Raw genomic sequence first — 17,777 nt, 5'->3', positions numbered from 1 at the left:
GCGTCATGCTCAGGGGCATCCGGTCATCTCGCGCACGCGCGTGACGACGGCGGCTTTCAACACGGATCGGCGCGTGAAGGTTGCCGGGCATCCGACCGACGCCGGCCGTACCAGCGATCGCGCCACCGGGCCGACGGCTGAACCGACGCCCGGTCGGGCTCCGCGCGCGTTGCGCAGCCGGGGCGAGCGGTCCGGCAGATCTCATTCCCGGATACGGCAACGCCGCCCGCCTGGGGGCGGACGGCGTTCGAGCGCTTTAATACGGGTGCGTGCCGCGCTCGGCGACGCGGGTCAGCGCTTGGCTTTGGCCTTGCGGGCGGCGTAGCGGGCGTCGCGCTGCGCCTTCTTCAATGCGAGTTCGGCAGACTTGCGCTCTTGCGCGGCAGCGAGTTCGGCGGCTTCGCGGGCGAGCCGGGCAGAGAGCTCGGCCTCCTCGCGCAGACGCTTCTCTTCGGCAGCCTTCCGCTCGGCGGCGATCCGGGCGGTCTCGCGCTCGCGCGCGCGCTCCTCACGAGCCTGGGCGATCTCGGCCCGGGCCTTCGCCTTGGCGATGACCTCGGGGTCGTCGGCCGGCGGACGGGCCTTGAACTTGGCCAGCAGTGCGGCCTTGGCGCTCTGCGAATGCTGGCGACGGTCGTCGAAATTCCGGTAGTCGAATGCGCTCATCTGACCTTTCTCGGTTGGGTACGTCACGCGTTTCGCGGGGACGACCGGCTGAACCGGCCACGTACTGAGACTACGGGTTCCAGAACCGTCCCCGGGCCCCGGAACCGCACCGATCCATCGGCGCTGCCGATGGTCCGACCCGAGCGCTCGGCTCACGCAGGAGCGCTCGGGTCGGACCATGTCTGAAAAAGCGGGACAGCCCTTAGACCGTGCTCCCCCGAGGACGCAATCGCGTCTGCGTGCTGAGGTCGCCGGCTAGACGACAATCCAAGTGAACTTAGTAAAAGTTTGTCCGGGCGATGCCCAAAAGCCTCAAACCGACCCAACGATCGCGAGCGGAGTTTCGTCGGTCGCCGGGTGGGACGAGCCAGAGGCTCAATCTAATGCGAACGAGGTAGGTCGCGCCCGCCGATCCGGCAAGACCGGGGGCCCGGCACGATTGCCGCAGACCGGCGGGGCAGCGCCTCCCGTCTCCCGGAAGGCGGGGCCTACCGCGACTCGCCACAGGCTTCCCCGTGGCGCATCCTGGGTTTTGGCCCGCTCGGATGGTTGCGTCCGGCGGCGCCGCGTCCGGGGACGGACACGCGGACGCGTGGGCACGAGGAGTCGCGATGCGTACCCTGATCCTGTCCGACATCACGGCCGGGGCGTTCGCGCCCTACGGCGAGATCCTGGATGACCCCGCCACCCCGCCCCGGCAGGACCAGGCCGGGCAGATGCAGAACACCCGGCAAGCGGCGCGCGCCAACCTCGCGCTGGTGCGGAGCGAGCCGATATCCGGCCTGATGCCGCTGCGTCGCCTCGAGCGGCATCTGCATTCCAACCAGGCCTTCCTGCCGCTCTCGGTGGACTCCTACGCCGTCATCGTGGCCCCCGATCGCGACGGCCGCCCCGACGAATCCGGGATCCTCGGCTTCCGTGTGCCGGGCCATGTCGGGATCAATTACCGCGCGGGAACCTGGCACGCACACATGATGACACTCGACGAGCCCGGCCGTTTCGCCATGCTGGTCCACGAGGACGGTACCGAAGCCGATTGCAGCTTCGCCACGATCGCGCCCATGACGATCTCGCTTCGCTAACCTGCCCAGAAATTATGCACCGATCGTCGAGTCCTGGAACCACTCCGGGGTAACGACGACAGATGCCCGATAATTGTGCATCGCGCGCAGATCGGGGCTTGGCCGGCGACCCGGCACGATGCCTGCACCGCCGGGAAGCCGGCGCCTGAATACCGGTGTGAGGAACGCGATGCCTGAGACACTCCCTCCGTTCGACCCGGACACATACGCTGCGGTGGCTGCGCCGCTTCTCGGCCTCGCGATCGATCCGGCCTGGGTGCTGCCGATCACGTTGAACCTGCGCGTCCTGGCCTCCGCCGCCGAACTGGTGGCGGGCTTTCCGCTCCCCGACGAGGTTGAGGCTGCGCCGAGGTTCGAGGCATGAGCGCGCCGACGCCGTCCGATGCCGCGACCATCGCCGCCGCGATCACGCAGGGCCGTTCGACCGCCCGCGCCACTGTGGCGGCCACATTGGAGCGGATTGCCGGGATCGATGGGCGCGTCGGGGCCTTCACGGATGTGCTGCCCGAGCGGGCGCTGGCACGGGCCGAGGCGCTCGATGCCGCCCTTGCGCGCGGCGAGCCTGCGGGTCCGCTCGCCGGCGTGCCCTTCGCGGTGAAGAACCTGATCGACGTCACCGGTCTACCGACCCGCGCCGGCTCGAAGATCAACCGGGATCGCCCGCCGGCCGCGCGCGACGGCGCGGTGGTGCGGCGCCTGGAGGCGGCCGGGGCGATCCTGGTCGGCGCGCTCAACATGGGCGAATACGCCTACGACTTCACCGGCGAGAACGTCCACGACGGCGACGCCCACAATCCCCACGCCCTCGACCACATGACCGGCGGTTCCTCCGGTGGGTCGGGCGCGGCCGTGGCGGCCGGGCTGGTGCCGCTGACGCTGGGCTCGGACACCAACGGCTCGATCCGGGTGCCCGCCGCGTTCTGCGGCTGCTTCGGGATGAAGCCGACCTACGGGCGGATCAGCCGGGCCGGCAGCTTCCCGTTCGTGGGCAGCCTCGACCATCTCGGCCCGATGGCCCGGAGCGTCGCGGACCTCGCCCTGGCCTACGACGCGATGCAGGGGCCCGACCCGGACGATCCGGTGGCCACGACCCGGGCGCCCGAGCCTGCGTATCCCGGCCTGGAAACCGGCATCGGCGGCCTGCGCATCGCGGTGGCCGGCGGCTACTTCGCCCGCAACGGGCATCCGGAGGCGTTCGCGGCCGTCGCCCGCGTCGCGGAGGCCCTGGGGGCGAGCCGCACGGTCGAGCTCCCGGAGGCCCAGCGCGCCCGGGCGGCGGCCTACCTGATCACGGCGGCCGAGGGCGCAACCCTCCACCTCGACCGCCTGCGCACCCGGCCGCAGGATTTCGACCCGGCCGTGCGCGACCGCCTGATCGCGGGTGCGATGATCCCGGCGCCCTTCGTCGAGCGGGCGCAGCGCTTCCGCCGCTGGTACCGCGATGCCGTGCTGGACCTGTTCGGCGGCGTCGACGTGATCCTGGCGCCGGCCACCCCCTGCCGGGCTCCGAAGGGCGGCCTGACCCACTTCGTGCTCGACGGCGTGACCCTGCCGATCCGGGCCAACATCGGCGTGTTCACGCAGCCGATCTCTTTCATCGGCCTGCCCGTGGTGGCCGTTCCGGTCAGGATCGATGCCGGGCTGCCGCTCGGGGTCCAGGTGATCGCAGCCCCCTGGCGCGAGGACTTGGCCCTCCGGGTCGCGCGCCAGCTCGAACGGGATGGGATCTGCACGGCCCCGGTGGCGGAGATCGCCTGATGATTATCGACGATCCCGCCGTGAAAGCCGAAGTCGAGGCCGCGTTCCGGATCTACGAGACGGCGCTGACCACCAACGACGTCGCCACCCTGGAGGCGCTCTTCCGGGACGATCCTCGCACGATCCGCTACGGCGCCGGGGAGAACCTCTACGGGATGGACGCGATCCGGGCGTTCCGGCGGGCACGCTCGCCATCGGGCCTCGAGCGGGTGCTCGCCGAGACGGTGATCACGACCTACGGCCGCGACTTCGCCACCGCCATGACCCTGTTCACCCGGGACAACGCCCCCGGGAGGACCGGCCGCCAGAGCCAGACCTGGGTGCGGTTTCCGGAGGGATGGCGGGTGGTCGCCGCCCACGTGAGCCTCATCGAAACCCCATAGGATCGACGAGCCGGCGCAGGGTCCGGGGGCGAGTGGCCGCGGGCTTGCATACGGTCGGACGTATTCCGGGCCCGCCCTCCCGGACCAACGTGAGTGTCCGATCCGACATGCTGTCTCGTCTGAAAACCTTCGGCGCCCGTGCGGCGCTCGCCGGCGCCCTGGCACTCACCGCCAGCACCGCCGCCCTCGCACAGGGAACGCTGCGGATCGGGATGACCGCATCGGACATCCCGCTGACCACCGGCCAGACCGACAATGGCGGCGAGGGCATGCGGTTCCTGGGCTACACGGTCTATGACGGCCTGATTAACTGGGATCTGTCGAGCGCCGAACTCGCCTCCGACCTTGTGCCAGGCCTCGCGACCAGCTGGGCGGTCGACGCCACCGACAAGACCAAGTGGACCTTCAAGCTGCGGCCGGGGGTGAAATTCCACGACGGCTCCGACTTCAACGCCGACGCCGTGGTGTGGAACCTCGACAAGCTCCTGAAGGCCGACGCGCCGCAATACGATCCGCGCCAATCCGCGCAGGGCAAGACCCGAATTCCGGCGGTCGCCTCCTACAAGGTGGTGGACCCGCTGACGGTCGAGATCGTCACCAAGGCCCCGGACGCGACGCTGCCCTACCAGATCGCCTGGATCATGATGTCCTCCCCGGCACAGTGGGAGAAGGTCGGCAAGTCCTGGGACGCCTTCGCCAAGCAGCCCTCCGGGACCGGTCCGTGGAAGCTCACGCTGTTCGCCCCCCGCGAGCGCGCCGAGATGGTGCCGTTCAAGGAATACTGGGACAAGGACAGGGTCCCGAAGCTCGACAAGCTCGTGCTGGTTCCGCTGCCGGAGGCCAACGCCCGGGTCGCGGCGCTCCGCTCCGGCCAGGTCGACTGGATCGAGGCGCCCGCGCCGGACGCCGTGGCCTCGCTCAAGGGTGCCGGCTTCACCATCGTCACCAACGCCTATCCGCACAACTGGACCTGGCACCTGTCCCGGGTCGAGGGCTCGCCCTGGAACGACATCCGGGTCCGCAAGGCGGCCAACCTCGCCATCGACCGCGACGGCCTGAAGGAGCTGCTCGGCGGCCTCGCGATCCCGGCCAAGGGCTTCATGCCGCCCGGCCACCAGTGGTTCGGCCACCCGACCTTCGACGTTAAGTACGATCCGGAGGCCGCCAAGAAGCTGATGGCCGAGGCCGGCTACAGCCCGGCCAAGCCCCTGAAGCTGAAGGTCGCAATTTCGGCCTCGGGCTCGGGCCAGATGCAGCCGCTGCCGATGAACGAGTTCGTCCAGCAGAACCTCTCCGAGGTAGGCATCCAGGTCGACTACGAGGTGGTCGAGTGGAACACGCTGATCAATATCTGGCGGGCTGGCGCCAAGGCCGACATCTCCCGCGGCGTGTCGGCGATCAACTATTCGTACTTCATCCAGGACCCGTTCACCGGGTTCATCCGCCACCTCCAGAGCAACTTCGCCCCGCCGAACGGTACCAACTGGGGGTATTACAGCGATCCGGCGATGGACAAGCTGTTCGACCAGGTGCGGACCACCTTCGACAAGGCCGCACAGACCCAGGTCCTGGAGAAGGTCCACGAGAAGTACGTGGACGACGCGCTGTTCGTCATGATCACGCACGACGTGAACCCGCGGGCGATGAGCCCGAAGGTGAAGGGCTTCGTCCAGGCCCAGAACTGGTTCCAGGATTTTTCCAAGATCACCATCGCGACGGCGGGGCGGTGACACCCGGCTCCCTCCCTCTACGGGGGAGGGGGCCGAGCGGAGCGAAGCGCGAACGGGGCAGCGCGACGGTGCGGGTTTCGGCTCCCGGCATGACTTCTCCGGATGCGTCGCTGCCCTTTCCCGCCCCCTGCTGACGCAGGAGCCATCCTCCCCCGCACAGGGGGAGGGGACTTTCATCGGCCACGGCAAGGCATCCGATGCTGATCTACATTCTCAAACGTCTGGTCTACGTGACGCCCGTGGCGTTCGGGGTCAGCCTGGTCTGCTTCCTGCTGGTCCATCTGGCGCCCGGCGACGCCCTGAGCGCGGTCCTGCCGGCGGATGCCACCCAGGAGACCATCGACAGCATGCGGGCCGCCTACGGGTTCGATAAGCCGCTGCCGATGCAGTACCTGATCTGGCTGTGGCACGTGCTGCACGGTGATCTCGGCACGTCCATCGCCACCGGTCGGCCGGTGCTGGGCGAAGTCACCCGGGCGGTGATCAACTCGCTGATCCTCGCCTCCGTGGCGACCCTGCTGGGCTTCACGTTCGGCACGCTGTTCGGCTTCGTCGCCGGCTACCACCGCAACTCGCTGGCCGACCGGGCGGCGTCCGCGCTCTCGGTCTTCGGCGTGAGCGTGCCGCATTACTGGCTCGGCATGGTCCTGGTGATCGTGTTCTCGGCGACCCTTGGCTGGCTGCCGCCCACCGGCGCCGGACCGGACGGCTCGGGCAACTGGCGGCCCGATTTCGACCACCTGCGCTACCTGATCCTCCCGGCGGTGACGATGTCGGTGATCCCCACCGGCATCATCGCCCGCACCGTGCGCGCGCTGGTGGCCGACATCCTGTCCCAGGACTTCGTCGAGGCCCTGCGCGCCAAGGGCATGGATGAGTTCGGCGTGTTCAAACACGTCGTGCGCAACGCCGCCCCGACCGCGCTGGCGATCATGGGCCTGCAGCTCGGCTACCTGCTCGGCGGCTCGATCCTGGTCGAGACCGTGTTCGCGTGGCCCGGCACCGGCTTCCTTCTCAACGCCGCGATCTTCCAGCGCGACCTGCCCCTGCTCCAGGGCTCGATCCTGGTGCTGGCGATGTTCTTCGTCGTCCTCAACCTGCTGGTCGACGTGATGCAGACCGCCCTCGACCCGCGCATCGAACGCGCCTGACCCGGAGGCCGATCATGACCGCACCGATCACCGCCGCCTCGATGGCCCTCGACGGCGGCGTGCTCTCCGCCGGCGAGGCCGCCCCGGAGGCCGCGTTCGTTCCGTCCCGCGGCTTCTGGGGCCATGTCGGCCACCGACTGGTGCGCGATCCCGTGGCCATGGGGGCGGGCGCCTTGATCCTCCTGGTGGTGGCCATCGCCGTCCTGGCGCCCTGGATCACCCCGATGGACCCGTACAAGGGCTCCATGCTGCGCCGCCTGAAGCATGTCGGCGACGCCACCTACTGGCTCGGCTCGGACGAACTCGGGCGCGACATGATCAGCCGGCTGATGCTGGGCTCGCGGCTGTCGCTGTTCATCGGCGTCACCCCGGTGCTGATCGCCTTCGTGATCGGCTCGAGCATCGGCATCCTGGCCGGCTATGTCGGCGGCTGGACCAACACGATCCTGATGCGCACCATCGACGTGTTCTTCGCGTTCCCGTCCGTCCTGCTGGCGATCGCGCTGTCCGGGGCGCTCGGGGCCGGCATCTTCAACTCGATCGTGTCGCTGACCTGTGTGTTCGTGCCCCAGATCGCCCGGGTCGCCGAGAGTGTCACGACGGGCATCCGCAAGCGCGACTACATCGACGCGGCGAAGCTCTCGGGGGCCTCGGCGCTGACGATCATGCGGGTGCAGGTGCTCGGCAACGTGGTCGGGCCGATCTTCGTCTACGCCACCAGCCTGATCTCGGTCTCGATGATCCTGGCCTCGGGCCTGTCGTTCCTGGGTCTCGGCGTGCGCCCGCCGGAGCCGGAATGGGGCCTGATGCTCAACACCCTGCGCACCGCGATCTACGCCAACCCGGTCGTCGCGGCCCTGCCGGGCGTGTGCATCTTCGTCGTCTCGATCGCCTTCAACCTGTTCTCGGACGGCCTGCGCGCCGCCATGGAAATCCGCCAATGACGGAGATTCGCCCGTGAGCGTCATCCCGGATGCCCCCGATCCGTTCGCCCGCGACCGCGGCGGACCCGCCCAGCCGCTCCTGTCGGTCTCGGGCCTGTACAAGCACTTCCCGGTCCGCAAGGCCGGCGGAAAGAAGCAGGTCGTGCGGGCCGTCGACGGCGTCGACTTCGACGTCCTGAAGGGCGAGACCTTAGGGATCGTCGGGGAGTCCGGCTGCGGCAAGTCCACCACCGCCAAGCTGCTGATGGGCTTGATCGAGCGCGATTCCGGCAGCCTCCTGTATGACGGCCAGGCGGTCGGCGAGCGGGCGATGCCGTGGCGCTCCTACCGCCGCCAGGTCCAGATGGTGTTCCAGGACAGCTACGCCTCGCTCAACCCGCGCATGACGGTCGAGCAGTCGATCGCCTTCGGCCCGAAGGTCAACGGCGTGCCCGGTCGCGAGGCGGTGGAGCGCGCCCGGGCCCTGCTGGCCCGGGTCGGCCTCGAGCCGAAGCGCTTTGCCGGCCGCTATCCGCACGAGATCTCGGGCGGCCAGCGGCAGCGGGTCAACATCGCACGCTCGCTCGCCCTGGAGCCGCGGCTGGTTCTGCTGGACGAGGCGGTCTCCGCGCTCGACAAGTCCGTGGAGGCGCAGGTGCTGAACCTCCTCCTCGACCTGAAATCCGAGTTCGGCCTCACCTACATCTTCATCAGCCACGACCTGAACGTCGTCCGCTTCATCTCCGATCGGGTGATGGTGATGTATCTCGGCCGGGTCTCCGAGATCGGCCCGTCCGACACGGTGCTCGACGCCCCGGCCCACCCCTACACCGAGGCGCTGCTGGCCTCGATGCCGTCGCTGGACCCGGACAACCGCACGCAGACGGCACTCCTGCAGGGCGATCCGCCGAACCCGATCGATCCGCCCCTCGGCTGCCGGTTCCACCCCCGTTGCAGTTTGGCCGAGCCGATCTGCAGCGAGAAGGAGCCGCCCCTCGATAAGGTCGGCCCGCTGCATCGGGTCTCGTGTCTCGCCCGCCAGCCCGGCTCCGGCCATTCCGCCGCCCCGGCCCGGGCGCTGGCGGCATGAGCGCCCCGATGTCGAACCCCGAACCCGCCGTCACCCTCGAGAACCTGCGCGTCGCCTTCGGCAAGGTGCAGGTCGTGGACGGCGTCGACCTCACCGTGGAGCGCGGTCAGGCGATGGCGCTGATCGGCGAGTCCGGCTCGGGCAAGAGCGTGACCCTGCGGGCGATCCTGCGCCTGTTCCACGAGGGGCGCAGCCGGATCGAGGGCAAGATCCTGGCAGCCGGCCGGGACGTGCAGGCGCTCAGCAAGCGCCAGCTCGCCGACTTCCGCGGCGGCGACGTCTCGATGATCTTCCAGGAGCCGCTGCTCGCCTTCGACCCGGTCTACACGGTGGGCCGGCAGATCACCGAGGCGATCCGGCGCCACGAGACGATCACGAAGGACGATGCCCGCAAGCGCGCGCTCGCCCTGTTCGAGCGCGTGCGGATCCCGAGCCCGGAGCGGCGGCTGGACAACTACCCGCACGAGATGTCGGGCGGCATGCGCCAGCGCGCCATGATCGCGCTCGCGCTCGCGTGCCGGCCGCAGGTGCTGCTGGCCGACGAGCCGACCACCGCGCTCGACGCCACCGTGCAGATCCAGGTGCTGCTGCTCCTGCGCGAATTGCAGCGTGACCTCGGCCTGTCGATCATCATCGTGACCCACGATCTCGGCGCGGCCGTCGAGGTCGCCGACCGGATCGCCGTGATGTACGCGGGCAAGATCGTCGAGACCGGGACCGCGCATCAGGTCGTGCTCGATCCGCATCATCCCTACACGATCGGCCTGCTGCGCAGCCGGGCGGAGGGTGCGCTGGCGAAGGGCTCCCGGCTGCAGACCATCCCGGGGAGCCCGCCGGACCTCGCCAACCGGCCGCCGGGCTGCCCGTTCGCGCCGCGCTGCTTCCTAGCCGCGGAGCAGTGCCGCCGGGAGATGCCCCCGGTCGCCGAGATCGCCCCCGGTCACAAGGTGGCCTGCTGGCGGACCGACGAGGCCGCGGCGGCCTACCGGGCGGGACCGACGCCCGTGCGTGCGGCCGAGCTGGTCCCGGCCTGACCCCCGGGGATCGACGCATCCGCGCGAAGCCTTTATCCGGCATCGCGCGGCTTTCAGGCGGCGGATCACCGTGCGACCGGCCGCCCGAGCATCGCGATGAGCCCATCCCCCTCCGAGATCGTCCTGGTCCCCCGCGGGGAGGCCGGCCATTTCCTGCCGGCGGCTTTGGGCTGGCTGGGGAAGCGGATCAGCGTCACGGCCCATCCGGGCGCGGCCAACCACGTGCTCTGCCTGCCGGTGCTCGATTTCGTCCGCCTCGGCTTCCCGGACCTGAACGGGCGGCTCGATCTGCTGGAGCCGGGCGATGCCGAGAACCTGCGGTCCGGCCGGGCGGCCCTGCTCCTCGACCTGTCGAACGAGGGGCCGGGGCTGCACGCGCCCACCTTCGAGGCGCTCCACCGCAACCTCGAGCGCCTCGGGATCCCCCGGGAGCGGGTCACCCTGGTCACCCAGAACCGGCTGCTGCGGCTGGATTACGAGCGGCTCTACGGCGAGGGCCTGCGGTTCTGGACCTTCGATTTCTTCCCGCTCCAGGTCGCGCTCTGGCTAGACGCGGAGGCAGGCCCGAGACTCTTCCCGCAGCATCCGCTCGACCGGGCCGGCTACGCACCGCTCACCCAGGACACCGGCCCCGCCCGGTTCCTGTGCCAGAACGCGGCCCTGCGCTGGCACCGGGTGCTGCTCTACCGCTGGTTCCAGCTCAACGGCCTGGACCGCGACGGCCTGATCTCGTTCCACGGGATCGGCGCCGACAACCCGAAGGCGGGCGGCATCGACGTCTTCCACGCGCCGCTGGAGATCGCCGCGGCCTTCGGGCCGCTGCTGGCCGATGTCGGCACCTGGATCCCCCGGCAGGCCCGGCGGATCGACACCCCGGCCCCCGGTGGCGACATGGTCCTGACCCTCGATACCCGGGCCTACGCCGCCAGCGACCTCACAATCATCTCCGAAACGGATTTCTTCGAGCTGGGCGTCGAGCGCATCACGGAGAAATCGCTGAAGGCCGCCGCGATGGGCGTGCCGTTCGTGACGGTGGGCGCACCGCGGGCCGTCGCGCTCCTGTCGGAACTCGGCTTCCAGACCTTCGGCGGCCTGATCGACCACCATTACGACGTGATCGCCGACCCGATCGAGCGGCTGCCCCAGGTGTTCCAGTCGATCACGGCGGCCTGGGACGCGTGCACGCGCGACCGCGCCGCCTGGCATCGCCGGGCACGCGAGCAAGCCGAGACGAACGTCGCGCATGCGCGCCACGGGCTGCTCCGGCAGCTCGACCGGGTGATGGTGGCGCCGCTGGTGGAGCGCCTAGCCCGGTTCATGGAAACGGGCGCGCTCGTGCACTGACCCGCGCCCCGCCGTGACCGCCGACCTTCCGACTGCGCCCGCGCGCTGCTCCGCTTGCGACCGGGGCCTGTACGTTCCGGTGCGGTTCTGCCCGTTCTGCGGCGCCGAGCAGCGCCGCCCGAAGGCCCAATCGCCGATCCCCCCTTCGCCACCGCCGCCACCGCCGCCGCCAGCGGTGCACGAGGCGCCGCTGGCGAAGATCCCCCCGGAACCTGCGCCGCCGGAGGAATCGTCTCAGCCGCCGGCCAAGCCGGACCCGGCGCCTTCGAAACCGGTCTGGACGGTACGCCGGGCCCCGCGTCGGCCCGGGAGACTCGTCCGCCTCCGCCAGGTCGTCCTGGCACTCGCGGCGATCATCGGTCTCGCGGCCCTCGCGCTGGCGCGCCGCGACGTCGTCCCGGCTCCGACACGGATCGAGGTCGGCTCGGCCTGGACCAGTGTGGCGCTGAAGTCGTTCCGGGCCGTCCCGCTGCTGCGCCTGACCGCGGACGGCGCGTTCAGCCTGCGGCTCGACGGCGAGCGCGTGCAACGCGTCAGCCCAACGAGCGGCGCGACCGTCCGACCCAAGACCCTCCGGAGCCTGGAGCTGCGCGCCGGCCGCGGCCCGATCACCGTGACGCTGACGCCGCGGGGCGAGTGACGGGACGGGCCACGCGCCCGTCTCACCGGGCGGCCCGCAAGGTCTCGGCCAAGCGCCGCAACGCCGGCTCGATCGCCCGTTCCGGCACAGCCGCGTATCCGAGCAGCAGCCCGGTCTCGGACTTGCCGACATGGTAGGCCGAGAGCGCGACCGTCGAGATCCCGGCTCCGTCGAGCCGCGCGGCGGCTTCGGCATCGCCGAGTGCCGCCGGCCAGCCCGGACCGGGCCGCGCGATGAGGTGCATCCCGCCCTCCATGGCGACGACCGAGACCACGTCGGCGGCATGGCGGTGGGCCGCCTCGACCAGGGCTTCCTGGCGCAGGGCATAGAGCCGCCGAGTCCGCCGCAGGTGGCCGGCGAGATGCCCTTCCTCGATGAAGCGCGCCAGCGCCCATTGGCCGATACCCGGGGGTGCCGGGCCGGTCTCGGCGAGCGCCTGATTCACCGGCGCCACGAGCCCCCGCGGCAGGACCAGGTAGCTGAGGCCGAGCGCGGGCAGCAGCAGCTTGGAAAAGCTGCCGACGTAGATCACCCGTCCGCCACGATCGAGCGCCCGCAGCGGCGCCAACGGCCGCCCCGCATACCGGTAGGCGCCGTCGTAATCGTCCTCGACGATCCAGCCCGATACGGATTCTGCCCAGGCCAGGAGGTCGAGGCGGTTCTCCAAGCTCATGGCGTGGCCCAGCGGGTAATGCTGCGCCGGCGTCACCACGGCGAGGCGTGCACCCTGCAGGTGCGGCCCGGCGGCGCTCACCGATAGCCCACCCGGTCCGACCGGGATCGGCACCGGAACCAGGCCGCCGCTCGCGAGGGCCAGGGCGATACCGGGGAAGCCCGGCTCTTCCACGAGGGCCCGCTCCCCGGGATCGAGCAGCAGCTCGGCCAGCAGGCGCAGGCTCTGGCGGATGCCTGCCGTGACGATCACGTCGTGGGCCTCGCAGGCCACGCCCCGCGCCTGCGCCAGATAGGCCGCGATGGAAGCCCGGAGCGCCGGTGAGCCGCGGGGATCGGGCCGCTCGGCCGGTCCGTGACGCCACTCGGCCTGGAGCAGCCGCGCCCAGACCGCGTACGGGAACGCATCCAGCGCGGGCCGGCCCAGCGCGAAGGCGTCGGGCACGCCGGGACCGGCCATGAACCGGCGGGCCGGCGCCGCGATCAGACGGCCGCCCCGCCGCGACAGGTTCGGAGCGGCCGCAAGAGCCGGCCGTGCTGTCCCATCCGGCCGCGGCAGGGTGTCGTCCGGGAGGGTCGCGGCGACCCGGGTGGCCGACCCGGTCCGCGCTGTGAGGTAACCCTCGGCGATCAGCTGCTCCAGAGCGAGGACCACGGTGCCGCGGGCGCAGCCGAGATCGGCGGCCATCATGCGCGACGCGGGCAGCCGGGTTCCACGCGGCAGGCGGCGGTCGAGGATCGCCCCGCGCAACCCCTCGCGCAGCTGGACGTGCAGGGGTGTCGGCGACGCTGGATCGAGGCTGACGGGCAGCGGCAGCGGGTCCCGGGCCATGGCGACAAGCGGTCCAGTCGTATTTCGGAAACCGGACCTTTCGCCTGGTCCGCCGTACGGTCAAGCAGGAGGCCGCAACAAGGACCGGGCTCGATGTACCAGCCGCCACACTTCCGGGATGACACGCGCACGGCGCAGCACGGGCTGATCCGGACCTATCCGTTGGGCCTTCTGATCACCGGCGGCGCGGACGGCCTGATCGCCAACCCGATCCCATTCCTGCTGGACGAGACGGGCACGCACGGCACCTTGCGCGCCCATCTCGCCCGCGCCAACCCGCAATGGCAGGCGCTCGCCGAGGCGCAGGACTGCCTCGTCGTGTTCCAGGGACCACAGGGCTACGTCACCCCGGCCTGGTACGCGAGCAAGCGGGAACACGGGCGGGTGGTGCCGACCTGGAATTACGCCACGGTCCACGTCTGGGGGCGGGCGCGGGTGATTGAGGATGCGGACTGGCTCCGGCGCCAGATCGCCGACCTCACCGCCCTGCGCGAGACGCCGCGCGCCGCACCCTGGGCGGTGGACGACGCGCCCGCGCCGTTCGTAGCGGCCCAGATGAGGGCCATCGTCGGCATCGAGATCCCGATCGCCCGCATCGAGGGGAAGTGGAAGATGAGCCAGAACAGACCGGAGGCCGATCGGGCCGGGGTGATCGCCGGGATGCGCGCGGATGGCGAGGCCGCCCTGGCGGAGATCGTCGCCGAGCGGAGCGGATCATGACCGACCACCGCCTCAACGCCTTCGACCAGCCGATCGGCCCCGACCTTCCGGACTGGACCCCGCGTCCGCGCCCGCCGCGGACGCCCATGGAGGGCCGGACTTGCCGTGTCGTGCCGCTGGATGCCGAAGCGCATGCCGCGGGGTTGTTCGCCGCCTACAGCGCGGCCCCGGACGTCCGCGGTTGGACCTACCTGCCCGACGAGATGCCCGAGAGTGAAGTGGCGTTTCGCGCACGGCTCGATGCGAGAGCGGCGAGCGAGGACCCGCTGTTCCACGCCGTCCTCGACCGGGCGACCGGAGCGCCGCTGGGGATCACCGCCTACCTGCGGATCGATCCGGGCAACGGCGTCATCGAGGTCGGCCATCTGCATTTCGGCCCGAGCCTTCAGCGTTCTCCCGCGTCCACCGAGGCGATGGCGCTGATGATGGCCCGGGCCTTCGACGACCTCGGCTACCGCCGATACGAGTGGAAATGCGACAGCCTCAACGTCCCGTCCCGGGCGGCTGCGCTCCGCCTGGGCTTCACCTTCGAGGGCCTCTTCCGCAACGCGGTCGTCGTGAAGGGCCGCTCCCGCGACACGGCGTGGTTCTCGATCACCGATGCCGAGTGGCCGCGCATCCGCGCCGGCTTCGCGGCGTGGCTCGACCCGGCGAACTTCGACGCCGACGGCCGGCAGCGCCGCGGGCTGGCGGAGCTGCGCGGCGAGGCCGGTTGATCTCAGCGTCCGGCGGCCAAGAACGCCTCCGCGGTGCGCAAGCTCAGCGCCATGATGGTCAAGGCCGGGTTCGCGGCGAGGGAACTCGGGAAGGTCGAGCCGTCGCAGATCCAGAGGTTGTCGATGTCAAAGCTGCGGCCGACCGGATCGACCACGGCGCTCGACCCGTCGCGCCCCATCCGGCAGGTGCCGATCGTGTGGGCGACGCGCTCCATCACCCAGATGTCCTCGGCGCCCGCCGCCGCCCAGAGGTCGCGCATCACCTTGGTGGCGTGCGCGTTGAGGCGTTCCTCGTTGCGACTGTAGCCGAAGCTGATCTGCGCCTTGCGCATCCCGCGCGCGTCGGTCTCGTCGGACAGGGTGAGCACGTTCGCGTCGCAGGGCAGCGTCTCGCCGTTGATGCCGATGCCGGCAAGGTGATTGTAGCGGTCGAGGTAATCGAGCAGCGGCTTGCCCCACAATCCGCGGCCGCGCGCCACCGCGTTGCCGAAGGTCAGCGGCACCACACCGAGGCTCTGGATCAGGTAGCCGCCGGCGAAGTCGGCACCGGCCCGGATGAAGTCCTCCGTGATCAGCGACGAGGGGTAGCCGCGGTTCATCCGCACCTCGTTGGCGAAGGTGCCCCAGACCTGGGTGGCGACGTGGCCCATGTAGTTGCGGCCGACCTGATCGCTGGAGTTGGCAAGCCCGAGATGCAGCAGCAGCCGCGGCGTCTCGACGGCACCGGCACAGAGGAACACCGCCCCGCAGCTTTGGCGCCGTTCCTGACCGTCCTGTGTGTAGACCACTGCGGTGACCCGGCCATCGACGCCGCGCTCGAGTCCATGCACGAAGGCGCCCGCCCTGATCTCCGCCCCGTGCGTGACGGCCAGGGGCAGGTAGGTGACGTCCATGCTGGTCTTGGCGCCGTTGCGGCAGCCCTGGTGGCAGAAGCCGCAATTGATGCAGGCGTTGCGCCGGGGTCCGCCCTCGGATTCGAAATCGCGCGAGACCACCGCCGCGGGCGCGTCGGCCCAGCGGATCCCCAGCGTATCGCAGGCTCCGGCCATGATCTGTGCCGGGCCGTTGCGCGGCACCGGGGGCAGCGGATAGCGCCGGTCGGGATCCCAGGGATACGATTGCGGCCCCGAGACGCCGATGAAGCGCTCGACCCGTTCGTAGAACGGCACCAGCTCGTCGTAGTCGAGCGGCCAGTCGACGCCCTCGCCGCTCTCGGTGTGAAGCCGGAGGTCGCGGGCATCGGCCCGGGGCACGAAGGCGCCCCAATGGAGCGTCGAGCCGCCAACGCCGGTGCCGCTGTTGTTGGCCCCGAACGCCTCCGGCGTGGAACCGCCGCTGAGACGCTCCTCGGTCCAGTAGATCTCGTCGGCCAGCGTCTCGTCGAAGGCGAACTGCTCGGGGGTGAAGTTGGGTCCGGCCTCCAGGGCCACGACCTTGAGGCCTGCCGCAGCCAGCCGGGCGAGGAGCGGCGCGCCGCCCGCACCGGTCCCGACGATGACCGCATCGACGGTCTCATCCGTGCGGTAGGTCCGCATCCCGTCGAGGTTCATCGGACCATCTCCCCTTGCGCGGGCCGGATTTCCCAGGATTCCGCCCGATCGAGCCCGACCTCGTGGAAGCCCGGCAACCCGTCTGCGATCGGGCCCGGCCGGTCGCCGCCGGCACCGATTCCCGAAAAGCCGACACGGGCCAGGGCCGCCGGATGGGCGAGCCACAGGCGCACCGCGTCGGCGCGCAGGTCCTCGAACCAGAAACGCATCCGGTCGCCGTCCAGCCGGCCGCCGAGGGAGTCCGGCACCGCCAGATCGGCGCGCTCGGCCAACGTCAGCAACGCGTCCTGGTCTCGCGCCTCCAGGGCGACGAACGGACGGCCGTGGGCGGCGCGCGAGGCGGCGTCGAGGGTGCGCAGAGCGGCGCGATACGCCTCCGGATCCGGCGGCAGGGCCACGAACCGCCAGCCGTCGCCCGCCCCGGACGCCAGACGCGCATCGAGCCGGGCGGCGAGGTCGACGGTGATCTCCGGCAACACACGACCGCAGGCGGCGCGCAGGATCGCGAGTTCCACCGGGTCGAGGGCCTGAGGGGCATAGGCGGGGTCGTCGCGCTCCCCACGTGTTTCCAGGGCGCCGCGCAGGCGGCTGTTGACCCGCTCGGACGCGATCAGCGCTGCGTAGGCCGACGGTACCGGAGCAGCCCGCGTCGCCTCGGCGTTCGGGCGGTCGCGCCAGTGATCGCGCAGGCGATCCGCCATCTCCCCGGGACGCTCCAGCGGCAGAAGATGGCCGACGCCGTCCACGGTGACGACGCGATGGTGGGCGAGATGCGGCGCCATCAGCGCCCGCTGCGCATCGGCGCCGAGATCGGCATCTTCGGATCCGGCCAGGATCAGCGCCGGGGTGCGCAGGACACCGATCCGGCGGCACAGATCCTCGCGCGAACCCGATTCGAGCCAAGCCTTCCAGGCCGCGGGGGCCGCCTGCAACACGTCGGCGACCGCACGCGCCCCGGTCTCCGGGTCCAAGGGGCTGCCGACATTCTCCGAGACGAAAGCCTGCGCCTCGCGCAGCCGCGTCTCCGGATCGGCATCGATCCAGGCGATCATCTTGGACCGGCGATCCTCGGGAATCGGTTCCGGGCTCGGCGGCGAGCCCGAGACCAGGATCAGGTCCGTGAGACCGTCCAGGCCCGGCTCTCCATCTTCGGATCGGCGCGCCAGGGCGAGCGCGACCTTCGCGCCCATGCTGTGGCCGGCGATCGCGAAACGCTTCGGCGCCCGGGCGCGGATCGCCGCCGCCACATGGTCCGCCATCGCATCAACGGAAAATCCCGTCCCCGCGGCGGCGTCGCCGAAGCCCGGTAGATCCACGGGCAGGCAGGCCGGGGTTCCGCCCAGCGCGCGCGAGACGGGCTCCCAGGTGCGGGCGCTGCCGCCCAGGAAATGGAGGCAGAAGAGGATTTCAGGATCGGGCATGACGACGACATCGCGCGAGCCTGGAATGCTTCAAGCGTACGCGACGCCGCACGGCTCCGGTTGCC

General features: G+C 70.8%; 17 protein-coding genes. 13 read left to right on the top strand and 4 right to left on the bottom strand.

Features of this window, described 5'->3' with window-relative positions; genetic code table 11:
- Window positions 1–291 precede the first annotated feature (291 nt).
- Entirely contained in the window at window positions 292–666 is a 375-nt protein-coding gene (locus AC0IY0_RS09960) for a DUF6481 family protein (protein ID WP_147905704.1), read from the bottom strand.
- 611 nt (window positions 667–1,277) lie between these two features.
- Here AC0IY0_RS09960 and AC0IY0_RS09955 point away from each other — a divergent pair.
- The 11 genes from AC0IY0_RS09955 (at window position 1,278) to AC0IY0_RS09905 (ending at window position 11,801) form a co-directional block, all read left to right on the top strand.
- The gene (locus tag AC0IY0_RS09955; RefSeq protein WP_187193577.1) at window positions 1,278–1,748 is read left to right on the top strand and encodes an ureidoglycolate lyase; all 471 of its coding nucleotides are present in this window, start codon (window positions 1,278–1,280) and stop codon (window positions 1,746–1,748) included.
- A gap of 169 nt (window positions 1,749–1,917) precedes the next feature.
- Window positions 1,918–2,112, top strand: a complete 195-nt coding sequence (locus AC0IY0_RS09950; RefSeq protein ID WP_147938055.1) for a DUF4089 domain-containing protein — start codon at window positions 1,918–1,920, stop codon at window positions 2,110–2,112.
- A complete protein-coding gene (locus AC0IY0_RS09945) occupies window positions 2,109–3,506 on the top strand; it encodes an AtzE family amidohydrolase (protein ID WP_471763710.1) in 1,398 nt (465 codons plus the stop codon). The genes AC0IY0_RS09950 and AC0IY0_RS09945 overlap by 4 nt, the downstream gene beginning before the upstream one ends.
- Entirely contained in the window at window positions 3,506–3,889 is a 384-nt protein-coding gene (gene hpxZ / locus AC0IY0_RS09940) for an oxalurate catabolism protein HpxZ (protein ID WP_147938057.1), read from the top strand. Before AC0IY0_RS09945 ends, hpxZ begins: the two co-directional genes overlap by 1 nt.
- A gap of 107 nt (window positions 3,890–3,996) precedes the next feature.
- A complete protein-coding gene (locus tag AC0IY0_RS09935) occupies window positions 3,997–5,619 on the top strand; it encodes an ABC transporter substrate-binding protein (protein ID WP_147905709.1) in 1,623 nt (540 codons plus the stop codon).
- A 197-nt stretch (window positions 5,620–5,816) separates the two neighbouring features.
- Entirely contained in the window at window positions 5,817–6,770 is a 954-nt protein-coding gene (locus AC0IY0_RS09930) for an ABC transporter permease (protein WP_147854882.1), read from the top strand.
- A 14-nt stretch (window positions 6,771–6,784) separates the two neighbouring features.
- Window positions 6,785–7,714, top strand: a complete 930-nt coding sequence (locus tag AC0IY0_RS09925) for an ABC transporter permease (protein WP_471763709.1) — start codon at window positions 6,785–6,787, stop codon at window positions 7,712–7,714.
- A gap of 13 nt (window positions 7,715–7,727) precedes the next feature.
- A complete protein-coding gene (locus tag AC0IY0_RS09920; RefSeq protein WP_147938060.1) occupies window positions 7,728–8,783 on the top strand; it encodes an ABC transporter ATP-binding protein in 1,056 nt (351 codons plus the stop codon).
- Window positions 8,784–8,791: 8 nt separating this feature from the next.
- Window positions 8,792–9,817 (top strand): ABC transporter ATP-binding protein, encoded by a 1,026-nt coding sequence (locus tag AC0IY0_RS09915; protein WP_187193578.1) that lies wholly within the window; start codon window positions 8,792–8,794, stop codon window positions 9,815–9,817.
- A 96-nt stretch (window positions 9,818–9,913) separates the two neighbouring features.
- Window positions 9,914–11,161, top strand: a complete 1,248-nt coding sequence (locus AC0IY0_RS09910) for a hypothetical protein (RefSeq protein WP_471763708.1) — start codon at window positions 9,914–9,916, stop codon at window positions 11,159–11,161.
- A 13-nt stretch (window positions 11,162–11,174) separates the two neighbouring features.
- A complete protein-coding gene (locus AC0IY0_RS09905; RefSeq protein WP_419829530.1) occupies window positions 11,175–11,801 on the top strand; it encodes a hypothetical protein in 627 nt (208 codons plus the stop codon).
- A gap of 22 nt (window positions 11,802–11,823) precedes the next feature.
- Here AC0IY0_RS09905 and pdxR read toward each other — a convergent pair whose 3' ends face one another.
- Complete coding sequence (pdxR, locus tag AC0IY0_RS09900; RefSeq protein WP_419829531.1) at window positions 11,824–13,305, bottom strand: MocR-like pyridoxine biosynthesis transcription factor PdxR; 1,482 nt, start codon at window positions 13,303–13,305, stop codon at window positions 11,824–11,826.
- Between the two features lie 93 nt (window positions 13,306–13,398).
- On the opposite strand from pdxR, the gene AC0IY0_RS09895 reads away from it, so the two are divergent.
- Together AC0IY0_RS09895 and AC0IY0_RS09890 are read left to right on the top strand one after the other, a co-directional pair.
- Window positions 13,399–14,025, top strand: a complete 627-nt coding sequence (locus AC0IY0_RS09895) for an FMN-binding negative transcriptional regulator (RefSeq protein WP_419829532.1) — start codon at window positions 13,399–13,401, stop codon at window positions 14,023–14,025.
- Entirely contained in the window at window positions 14,022–14,741 is a 720-nt protein-coding gene (locus AC0IY0_RS09890; protein WP_471763707.1) for a GNAT family N-acetyltransferase, read from the top strand. The genes AC0IY0_RS09895 and AC0IY0_RS09890 overlap by 4 nt, the downstream gene beginning before the upstream one ends.
- Before the next feature lie 2 nt (window positions 14,742–14,743).
- On the opposite strand, the gene AC0IY0_RS09885 is transcribed toward AC0IY0_RS09890, so the two are convergent.
- Together AC0IY0_RS09885 and AC0IY0_RS09880 are read right to left on the bottom strand one after the other, a co-directional pair.
- Window positions 14,744–16,291: a GMC family oxidoreductase gene (locus AC0IY0_RS09885; RefSeq protein WP_461231064.1), complete on the bottom strand. Its 1,548-nt coding sequence runs from the start codon at window positions 16,289–16,291 to the stop codon at window positions 14,744–14,746.
- The gene (locus AC0IY0_RS09880) at window positions 16,288–17,712 is read right to left on the bottom strand and encodes an alpha/beta hydrolase (protein WP_471763706.1); all 1,425 of its coding nucleotides are present in this window, start codon (window positions 17,710–17,712) and stop codon (window positions 16,288–16,290) included. The genes AC0IY0_RS09885 and AC0IY0_RS09880 overlap by 4 nt, the downstream gene beginning before the upstream one ends.
- Between the last annotated feature and the right edge of the window lie 65 nt (window positions 17,713–17,777).

This window comes from Methylobacterium sp. AC315, from assembly GCF_979253755.1.
Note: the sequence above shows the minus strand (reverse complement) of the source record. Positions and strands in the feature narration are given on the sequence as shown.

Bases quoted from the DNA above. Each gene is read 5' to 3' on its own strand.
- AC0IY0_RS09950 (WP_147938055.1), top strand. From the start codon at position 1,918: ATGCCTGAGACACTCCCTCCGTTCGACCCGGACACATACGCTGCGGTG.
- hpxZ (WP_147938057.1), top strand. From the start codon at position 3,506: ATGATTATCGACGATCCCGCCGTGAAAGCCGAAGTCGAGGCCGCGTTC.
- AC0IY0_RS09910 (WP_471763708.1), top strand. From the start codon at position 9,914: ATGAGCCCATCCCCCTCCGAGATCGTCCTGGTCCCCCGCGGGGAGGCC.
- AC0IY0_RS09880 (WP_471763706.1), bottom strand. From the start codon at position 17,712: ATGCCCGATCCTGAAATCCTCTTCTGCCTCCATTTCCTGGGCGGCAGC.
- AC0IY0_RS09925 (WP_471763709.1), top strand. From the start codon at position 6,785: ATGACCGCACCGATCACCGCCGCCTCGATGGCCCTCGACGGCGGCGTG.
- AC0IY0_RS09895 (WP_419829532.1), top strand. From the start codon at position 13,399: ATGTACCAGCCGCCACACTTCCGGGATGACACGCGCACGGCGCAGCAC.
- AC0IY0_RS09945 (WP_471763710.1), top strand. From the start codon at position 2,109: ATGAGCGCGCCGACGCCGTCCGATGCCGCGACCATCGCCGCCGCGATC.
- AC0IY0_RS09915 (WP_187193578.1), top strand. From the start codon at position 8,792: ATGTCGAACCCCGAACCCGCCGTCACCCTCGAGAACCTGCGCGTCGCC.
- AC0IY0_RS09885 (WP_461231064.1), bottom strand. From the start codon at position 16,291: ATGAACCTCGACGGGATGCGGACCTACCGCACGGATGAGACCGTCGAT.
- AC0IY0_RS09960 (WP_147905704.1), bottom strand. From the start codon at position 666: ATGAGCGCATTCGACTACCGGAATTTCGACGACCGTCGCCAGCATTCG.
- AC0IY0_RS09955 (WP_187193577.1), top strand. From the start codon at position 1,278: ATGCGTACCCTGATCCTGTCCGACATCACGGCCGGGGCGTTCGCGCCC.
- AC0IY0_RS09890 (WP_471763707.1), top strand. From the start codon at position 14,022: ATGACCGACCACCGCCTCAACGCCTTCGACCAGCCGATCGGCCCCGAC.
- AC0IY0_RS09935 (WP_147905709.1), top strand. From the start codon at position 3,997: ATGCTGTCTCGTCTGAAAACCTTCGGCGCCCGTGCGGCGCTCGCCGGC.
- AC0IY0_RS09930 (WP_147854882.1), top strand. From the start codon at position 5,817: ATGCTGATCTACATTCTCAAACGTCTGGTCTACGTGACGCCCGTGGCG.
- pdxR (WP_419829531.1), bottom strand. From the start codon at position 13,305: ATGGCCCGGGACCCGCTGCCGCTGCCCGTCAGCCTCGATCCAGCGTCG.